Annotated in this window: 6 protein-coding genes and 1 pseudogene; 1 reads left to right on the top strand and 6 read right to left on the bottom strand. The window is 33.7% G+C overall.

Annotation, left to right across the window (positions count from 1 at the left end; all coding sequences use genetic code 11):
• Positions 1-87: 87 nt before the first annotated feature.
• The 4 genes and pseudogenes from FS802_RS30520 to FS802_RS30535 form a co-directional block, all read right to left on the bottom strand.
• Positions 88-1,165 (bottom strand): annotated as a pseudogene (locus FS802_RS30520) (glycosyltransferase WbsX family protein).
• 216 nt (positions 1,166-1,381) lie between these two features.
• Positions 1,382-2,254, bottom strand: coding sequence for a class I SAM-dependent methyltransferase (locus FS802_RS30525; protein ID WP_070169289.1), 873 nt, complete (start codon positions 2,252-2,254; stop codon positions 1,382-1,384).
• 26 nt (positions 2,255-2,280) lie between these two features.
• Positions 2,281-3,003 carry a class I SAM-dependent methyltransferase gene (locus FS802_RS30530; RefSeq protein WP_000398934.1) on the bottom strand — a complete coding sequence of 241 codons (723 nt, stop codon included), beginning with the start codon at positions 3,001-3,003 and terminating at the stop codon, positions 2,281-2,283.
• 204 nt (positions 3,004-3,207) lie between these two features.
• Complete coding sequence (locus tag FS802_RS30535) at positions 3,208-4,002, bottom strand: sulfotransferase family 2 domain-containing protein (protein WP_000800264.1); 795 nt, start codon at positions 4,000-4,002, stop codon at positions 3,208-3,210.
• A 284-nt stretch (positions 4,003-4,286) separates the two neighbouring features.
• Here FS802_RS30535 and FS802_RS30540 point away from each other — a divergent pair, with 284 nt between their 5' ends.
• The gene (locus tag FS802_RS30540) at positions 4,287-5,231 is read left to right on the top strand and encodes an NAD-dependent epimerase/dehydratase family protein (protein WP_033657843.1); all 945 of its coding nucleotides are present in this window, start codon (positions 4,287-4,289) and stop codon (positions 5,229-5,231) included.
• A 40-nt stretch (positions 5,232-5,271) separates the two neighbouring features.
• Here the strand turns inward: FS802_RS30540 and FS802_RS30545 are convergent, their stop codons facing one another.
• Both FS802_RS30545 and FS802_RS30550 read right to left on the bottom strand, forming a co-directional pair.
• Positions 5,272-6,048 (bottom strand): class I SAM-dependent methyltransferase, encoded by a 777-nt coding sequence (locus tag FS802_RS30545; protein ID WP_144525690.1) that lies wholly within the window; start codon positions 6,046-6,048, stop codon positions 5,272-5,274.
• A 63-nt stretch (positions 6,049-6,111) separates the two neighbouring features.
• Entirely contained in the window at positions 6,112-8,046 is a 1,935-nt protein-coding gene (locus FS802_RS30550; protein WP_000558399.1) for a glycosyltransferase, read from the bottom strand.
• Between the last annotated feature and the right edge of the window lie 452 nt (positions 8,047-8,498).

The raw sequence follows: 8,498 nt of genomic DNA on the forward strand, positions 1-8,498 counted from the left end.
ACACGGAAGTTAAGCTCTCTAGCGCCGATGGTAGTTGGGACCTTGTCCCTGTGAGAGTAGGACGTCGCCAAGCAACTTTAAGACGAGTCAGAATGACTCGTCTTTTTTGTATGCTTTCATACCTCTGTTAATTGCCTGCTTAACTCCTTCTAAATAGGCGAATCCATACCTTTTATCTGGTTCTAAGTAAGTACCTTCGGCCCATTCATTCCACGCATTAATAAATAAAAACTCGCTGTTGTAAAGAGAATAGGTACGCTGGATTTGTTTGCTTAAATATATCGTGAACTTCCTAGGGGTAGAACCTAGGAAGATGCTGCTATTTAAGTCTTTGCGGCGTGCAGTATTGTCCCAGTCAACAAAGGCACCAGGAAATGTTTTTTTCTCTGGAGGAGATCGCTTTAGTATATACATCCACACTTTATCATAATCCCAAGCGTTTATTTGTTTACCAGACTCATATATTGTCTTATTTATGTCTGAAGAGCTATCATGAGCAATTGTATAAAAAGGCTCGAATTGAATGCTATCATCAAATCCATTTATATTAGGAAGTGGAAAGCTGTTTAATGTTTCTGCAAAGTATATACCTTTCAAACCATTTTCTTGTGCGAGTGTATTCCAATAATGAAGCATTTGTTCACAATGAGGGATATGCCCAGGACGATAAATAATGAATAGTGGTTTATCGTCTATACGGATATATCTGTCATCTTGGAAAGCTTGCAATAAATACTCAAAGTGTTCTTTCCAATCCGATAATTCTCCATAATTTTGAGGCATTAATATGTGACTATCAAGACCATCCCAAGTTTTTGTCCACGGTTCATTTGCCCAAGAAAGGCAAAATGGAAAATCTGGTTCCTTCATCTTAAGTACCTCATTAAAGGGTGCCTCCAATAGCCTCTTCCCTTTAAACCAGTAATGGTAATAACAAAAGCCATATATGCCATGTGCTTTGGCGATTTCTGCTTGCCATTTTCTTACGGATGGGGGTGGTTAAGTCATAATAAAAATCTTGATAAGGTTCTCTAGGTTGGTAATGTCCTGAAAATAAAGGTCGTGCACTTTTAGTATTTGTCCATTCAGTAAACCCTTTCCCCCACCATCGGTCATTTTCTTTTATTTGATGAAACTGTGGTAAGTAAAAAGCGATTATTTTCAAGATATATCCCCCTTATGTTGTTCGTAGTTCAAGTGGTGGGAAGTTACTTTTGATTTTTCGAATCTAGTTAAAGCGTGAGATATGTTATTTACTTACTGTGTTTATGCTGCATAATGAATTCTTTTGTACAGTTTGCTTGATAGGGAAATCTTTGATGATTTTAATATATACGGCTGAGATACAAAATGATCTTCATTATACAATGAGCGAAAAGAGTTAATCTTTTTGGAGAACAAATAGAGCTTGTGGTAACCGGTTTGTATCATCAAAAAAGTCCCGTAGCTTTAAATACTTCTCATAGTGATTTTCAATATAAGTTCTAGGTATAACGGTTTCCCCGTAGAAGCTACTATTTCTAACGTCTCCAGCTCCTGTAGGGCTGTGGACAAAATTGCCGCTTTCATAATCTGAGATGGCACGATTTATATCTGGAAAAGCTTGAGATAAAGTTTTATGCCATCCCGTTTGAATTAATTCAGGGTGTTCCTTAAATTGTTGACAGAAATCGAGAAAATAGCGTGCTTGTGTTGTGGCGATGAAGATTCCACCTGGGCGAAGAATTCTTGAAAATTCTTTTATCCAATTTTCTGCAGTTTCTTCGGATAAATGTGAGAATACAGAATAAGCGAATATGATGTCTAATGAATTGTCATTAATAAATTCTACAGGAGGTTGTGGGGGAGCTATTTTATATCTGCCTCTTCCTAACGTTTCGTTACAAAGGCTAATCATTACAGGATCTACATCAATACCAAGTAAGTTTTTATGGCGAGCATCTTTGAAAAAGAAGCGTATGATTCTTCCCCATCCGCAACCAAAGTCTAAAATTTTACGTTCTTTATTCAAGGGAACGCCTAAATTATGGGCATATGTTTTTACAAGTCTATAAAACAAATATGCTTCATAAAGAGCATGTTCATAGGAAGCACCTACAAACTGTTGTTGAATTTCTTCGGGGGGGAACATAGGTACTGGGATGCCATTTATCTTTGTTTTTGAGCAACTTTGTATAAATAGATTAAGAAGTTCAACATCAGAAAGTGGGCTAACAAGGTTATCAAAATCACTTCCTAACTTAAAGTTATTCATTTGTTAACCTCCAAATTATATAGTGCCTAAAAATCATTTTCGTGTTTTTTACTAATAAAAACATGTAGAAATTCAGCATCTAACCCCAGTGATCTATCCTTTTGTAAATAAACAATGGTATACATATTTGCATGTGTATAAATATATTCAATCATATCTTGCCCCCAATCAAATGTTACTAAAGACCCGTTCTCATCAATAGGATTACCATGATAAATTGGCTCCTTAATATATTCGATTCCTTCTTTATTGATTCTTGCTCTTTGTAAAGTCTTTGTGAGTGTATGATACCAAGGGACAGTAAACACATGAGCGCCGCCAGGCTTTAATACACGCTCTATTTCTTTAAAGGCTTTGTTTGGCTCCATTACATGTTCAAAGACATCTTGAGTAATGAATAAATCAAAAGATTCATTTTGAAAAGTCATGTCTTCTAAGTTCTCGCATCTAATCCCTTGAAAGTATTGGCCGAGAGGGTAGTTTTTGAAGTATTGAGAGTATGTATAGTTTTTGCAGTTTTTTATTAGTAGTTGAGTTGTAATTCCTCCAGGAGAGGATTCGTGGATATGATAGGAACCCCATTTTGGAAAAAATGTATTTAAAACATGGATTAGAGCGCGCTGCCTTGGTATAGAGTGGCATGTAGAACATAAATAGTGATCTCTAAGCCAATCATTATGCTCTATAAATGTAGCTTTCTTCTCACAAATAACGCAATATCCATTATTGTGCTTCAAATTACCTTCCACATGACATCACTCCTGTGTAAAAAAATGCATATGAAACACACGTCAACAATTAGCGAAATCAAAGAGAGTGGGTGGAAATTAGGGAACACATAAAAGTGAGATTGGTAGAATGGAATAATTAGCGGGAGAGAAACCCACGCTAATTAAAGTTTCACTTTATGCTATGCGATACATTCGCTTTTATTCATTGAAGAATGTATCGACTTAGAATATCCCTTTTGTGTACAGATACATTTCAAAGTCTTGTGCATATATTTCTGTAACTAACGCCATTGTTTCTTCATCATAAAAGCTTTCATATGTTGGAAAGCGAGGGAAGGCGGCATCTGTAATGCTGAGTTCTGCATAGCTTCCTGTATAAAGCATTTTATGAGCGCGATGATGATCTGAATTTGTAAGTAGCGCTAAATTGGATTTAACTAAATCGTACGTATGTTCCATTTTGGTGATTTGTGTATTAAAATCTTCTAAAGGAATATAGTATTGGATGAAGTTTTCTTCACCTGGAACGTATTGCTGACTAAAATGTATGTCCATTGCTAGGGAATTGGGACCTAATGCTCGAACGTAATATAAAAATTGTTTAAATGATATTCCTCGATTACTATATTTGTCATTATACAAATAATGGCGGATACTTTCCCATTGAGGGCTAGCATATGGATTGTCAGCAAGTAATAAAAATGAGCTGACAGCCCTTGTATAGGGATTCCGTACAAGTTTACAAACATCTTTTTTTGCTGTTAGAAGCCCATTTTGTAACTCTGGTATGTAGTTGGTATTGTTTTTATACACCCAGAATTCATAGTAATGAATAAAGTCATGGTATTTCTTTGCTTCAGTAAATAATCCAATTTGAAAAAAGAACCAATTAGCTAAAGTAGTGCATCCGCTTCTATGGCTCCAAAATAGTATAAGTGGAAAGTCTTTATGGAAATGTGGGATTCGATCTTTATGTAAGATTACATGATTTAAAAGCTCTTGATTTACATTCTTCATACATGTAGTGCTCCTTTTTGAAAGTTTTTAAATAGAATAAACGAGAATATGAGAAGGCGAGTTTTTACTAATCCAATATATTCATGGGAATGAGTAAATATTATGAGTGTTTTTGTGGTCATCTTAAATAAGGTATCGATTCTAAAAGGAAAATATAAAATAAAGATAATGAAAATTTATAAGGGGCATACAATTATAAGAGAATGAATAATAGAGGTGACCAAGTTCGTTTATTTGTATTTCTAGGTGTGATAAGCAAAAATCTTATTACTAGAGAGGATATTATGAGGAAGAATAGTTATTTAATAGTAGGTGGAAATAGTTTCATTGGTATTAACCTCGCATTAGGTTTATTGAAACAAGGTCAAAATGTAAAAGTATTTTCCAGACATATAAATAATTTCCCTCAAAATATTATAAGTGAGGTTGAATTTATTAAAGGTGATTTAGCGAATGTTGAAGATATATATAAAGCTTTAGTGGATGTGGATATTATTATTTATTTAGCTGCAACGTCTAATGTAGCAACTTCAATTGAAGATGTTTTCGGAGATATAAACAGTAGCTTTTTTTTTCTTAACTTCATGGAAAGTGTTAAAAATTTTCCTGTTAAAAAAATTGTATTAGCATCTTCTGGAGGCACGGTTTATGGTGAACCGGAATATTTACCTATTGATGAGGAACATCCATTAAAACCACTTTCTCCTTATGGAATAACAAAAGTGTCGCTTGAAAATTACTTGTACTTTTATAAGAAAAAATACGGAATTGACTATGTTGTATGTAGATATTCTAATCCATATGGAAAATATCAAAATCCTTTAAAGAAAGTTGGGGCAATAAACTGTTTTTTGTATCAGCATCTCAGTAATGAAAAGATTAATATATATGGGAATCCACAAGAGATTATTCGAGATTATATTTATATAGATGATTTAGTTGAAATCACTATACAACTATCACAATTAAATCATTTGAAATCTTGTGTGTATAACATAGGGAGCGGCAAGGGTCTCTCTTTAAAACGAATTATAGTAGAATTGGAGAAATTAACGGAAAGAAAAGTGGACTTTACCTGCTATAAACAAAAACAAGAAAATGTTCAAAAAATCATTTTAAATATAGATAGGGTAAGACGAGAATGTAATTGGGAACCGAAAATAGATTTCAAAAGTGGAATTAGATTAAATAAGCTATGGATTGAAGAGTTCTTATATAGTAAAAAATAATAAATCATGCCCTACTTCTGTATAAGTAGAGCGTGGTTTATTATTTTATTTCTTTTTTTATTACCCAAAGGTCTTGATGTTCCCACCAAAAACCTTCAGTGTATTTTTTGATGACAGGGTTATAGGGTAATAATTTAATTTTGTCACATACGTAAGAGGGACTAACGATTGTTTGCCCGTATTGATGAACATCTAAATCCAATTGTTCACTAGAAGGGAGAAACCAATAACCCTGTTTATTTAAATCTGGAAAGCTGAAGTACTTTTTACCTTGATAACCATGAGTTGTGAAGATGAGTAAGCCTTCAGGAGAAACAGCATTATACAATGTTTGAAGCCAACGAAACCAAGTTGTATCAGGCATATGAGAAAAAAAGGATAGACAAAAAACGATATCATACGTAGACGAGGTCAAATTTACTTGTTCAGGTTCAGGGTGAGATAAGATAGAAGAAGTATTTAATGTACGTTCAACAAAAGTAATAGCCTCTTCATGTATATCGCAGGTAGTTATACTTAAGTTCGTTTGTAGGTTTAATAAATGACGTGTTATGCAGCCGTATCCGGATGCGAATTCTAATAATTTTATTGGAGTGTCTATAGGAGGATAAAAGGAAGTAATTAAATCTAAGAGTGTTTCTGCGGATTTTCTCCCATCTTGAAAATAATAATCTATCGCTTCTTTTTTAGATGGGAAGACTGGATTAGTGACAAGGAATTGAAAGATATGATCCTCTGGATGGATACTTGCATTTACATTGTAGTTGTGTGCAATTTGAGAAATCAAATCTTTATTTGCCTCTATAAATTCTTTCAATGAGTAACCCCCCTTAAATGATAGTAACGTCTTAAAAGAGATACTGATGGCGAAGAAAATATATCATTCAATCTTCAAATATGCTTTAAGATACTTTCTATATGTGTACATTTTCTTTTTTGAAATATCGTCGATAGTAAAGGTTTCTTTAATGAAATTCTGCATTTGTACAACTTCACTGTAATGGGAATATGAATCTTCTGTTCTCGTTACGCTATTTGTATGTCGTCTATGATAGTTTAGCGGTTTTGGATTGAAATAAATGTTACCCTCTTTAAGAATAGAAACATAGAAAAACCAATCACCAGCTACTTTAAACTTTTCTAATTGTTTTTCTGTTGTTTTTATATCTATGTTTTTGAAAACTACACTTGAGACGTTAGGTATGGTGTTTTTGATAAGTAATGTATCTTGTATTTCATCTATCCCTTTTCGGAAATAAGAACTTTTCCATTTTTCTTTATCAATATCATTTGTGTAATCTAAATAATGATTGGCCAGGATATTTCCTTGTTCATCTATTTGTTTTGATTGTGTGTAGCTTAAAGTAACATCACCATTTATATGAAACCCTTGTATTACTTCTTCTAAAAAGGTCTGATCACATAAGTCATCGGCCTCTGCAATCCAAATATAATCACCGGTTGCTGCAGAGACGCCTTTTATCCATTGTTTAAATACAGAACCAGAGTTTTTATCATTAATAATCTGCTGAACTTTTAGGTGGGGCTTATTTTCTTTTGAGAGCAGCTGTTCAAATATAGATACGCTATTGTCAGTAGAGGCATCGTCTAGGAAAATTAGTTCGTAAAGGGGATAGGTTTGGTTTAATATTGATTTAACTCGGCCAGGTAAGTATTTTTCGTAATTATAATTCGGTACGATTACGCTTATTTTTTTATAATTATGTTCAAGCAAGTTTAATAATTGATAAATATAATGAAGAAAGTTGAAATCTTTTTCAATAAGTTCTTGGCCAAAGCTACCTTTTTGTAATCGTAAATCCTCATCTCCAATAAATTCGTATATTCTTTCCAACATCTTCGGTAAATTTAAAAAGTCTACTAAGGCGCCAGTCTGTTCCGTAACAACATCTTCAAAACCTCCAGCGTTTTTAAACCCTATAACAGGGACTTTTGTATCTAATGCTTCTAAAACAACGTTGGGAAAAGGATCTTCTCTTGAAGTTAATAAATATAAATCAGCCCCGGCGTTATATAAACCGATATCTGGAGTAGGCTCCACTAATGTGAAATGTGCTGTATATCTTGGGGAGAGTGTATTTAAAAAACGAACATCCGTTCTTCCGACCCAGATAAAATGAATATTCGTATGAACCTTTCTTACTGAGTAAGCAATAAGTGAGAATAAATCTATCCCTTTTCGATGATCAGCGAAACCTACCCCCAAAATGATTTTGCTATCTAGAGGCAGGTTGTGTTTTTTTCGTAATTCGTTTCTAGCTTTTGTAATATTGTTCTTATAAGGATTATGGTTAAATAAACCTTGAGGGAGAATATGGCACTTCTCATGATCTAATTGGGTGATTGTACGGAATTTTTCATACACGTACTGTGAAGGGAAGACAATTTTGTAAGCAAACTCGGCAATGTTGCTCGCTTTTCCCTCGGCAGAGTACTGTTGTATTAAATGTGGCAATTCATGTATTAATGAAATAACTTTTATATTGTGTTTAGCTAGTAATGTAACTATATCACCACTTATGACGGTACTACATATGGCGATGGTATAGTCTTGTGATAGTAACTTCTTTATTAATAATTCGACCTTTTTTTCCGTAGGGTAGTCTTCCTCTAGGCAATAAACAGGACCATACTTTTGAAAATCGTGGATTAAAACGCCCGTTCCAATAGAAATAATTGCGACGGAGTAATGAAAGTTTTCTTTAAGAGCTTTAATAGTATGTAAAGAAAGCAGCTGTGCTCCATGGAAATGGGCATCATGGGATACATAAATGATCTTCTTATTAACATGCATTTCATAACGCCTCCTAAGTTAATTAGATTTTTAGTAAATGTAGGGCGTATTTATAATTCCTAGAGAGAAGTGGTAGGAGATAATTGTGAATGCAGCTGGAATGTACTCGAAATAAAAAGTGCTACCTTTAATATATATTTGTATGGCTTGCTATTCATTCTTTAGAAAGGTTTAAGTAAGAAAGTATAAACTGTCGATTATGAAAGTGATTGCACCAGTTTATTAATATCTAGGAACGGAGTATAAATGAAGAAGGTTCAATACCCTTTAAAATTTATAAAATAAAAAGGATAAAAGGTATTGACGATTAGGATATAGAGGTGTAATATAGAACAAGTCGCCGATGCAATAACGCAGAACGCGGTAAACGAAATAAAAAACTTAGTTGACATTAACTAACGAAGATGTTAACATAAGGGAGTCGCAAATGAGCGACCAAGTAGTTCTTTGAA

The organism is Bacillus sp. DE0042 (assembly GCF_007680225.1).
Lineage (GTDB): Bacteria > Bacillota > Bacilli > Bacillales > Bacillaceae_G > Bacillus_A > Bacillus_A wiedmannii.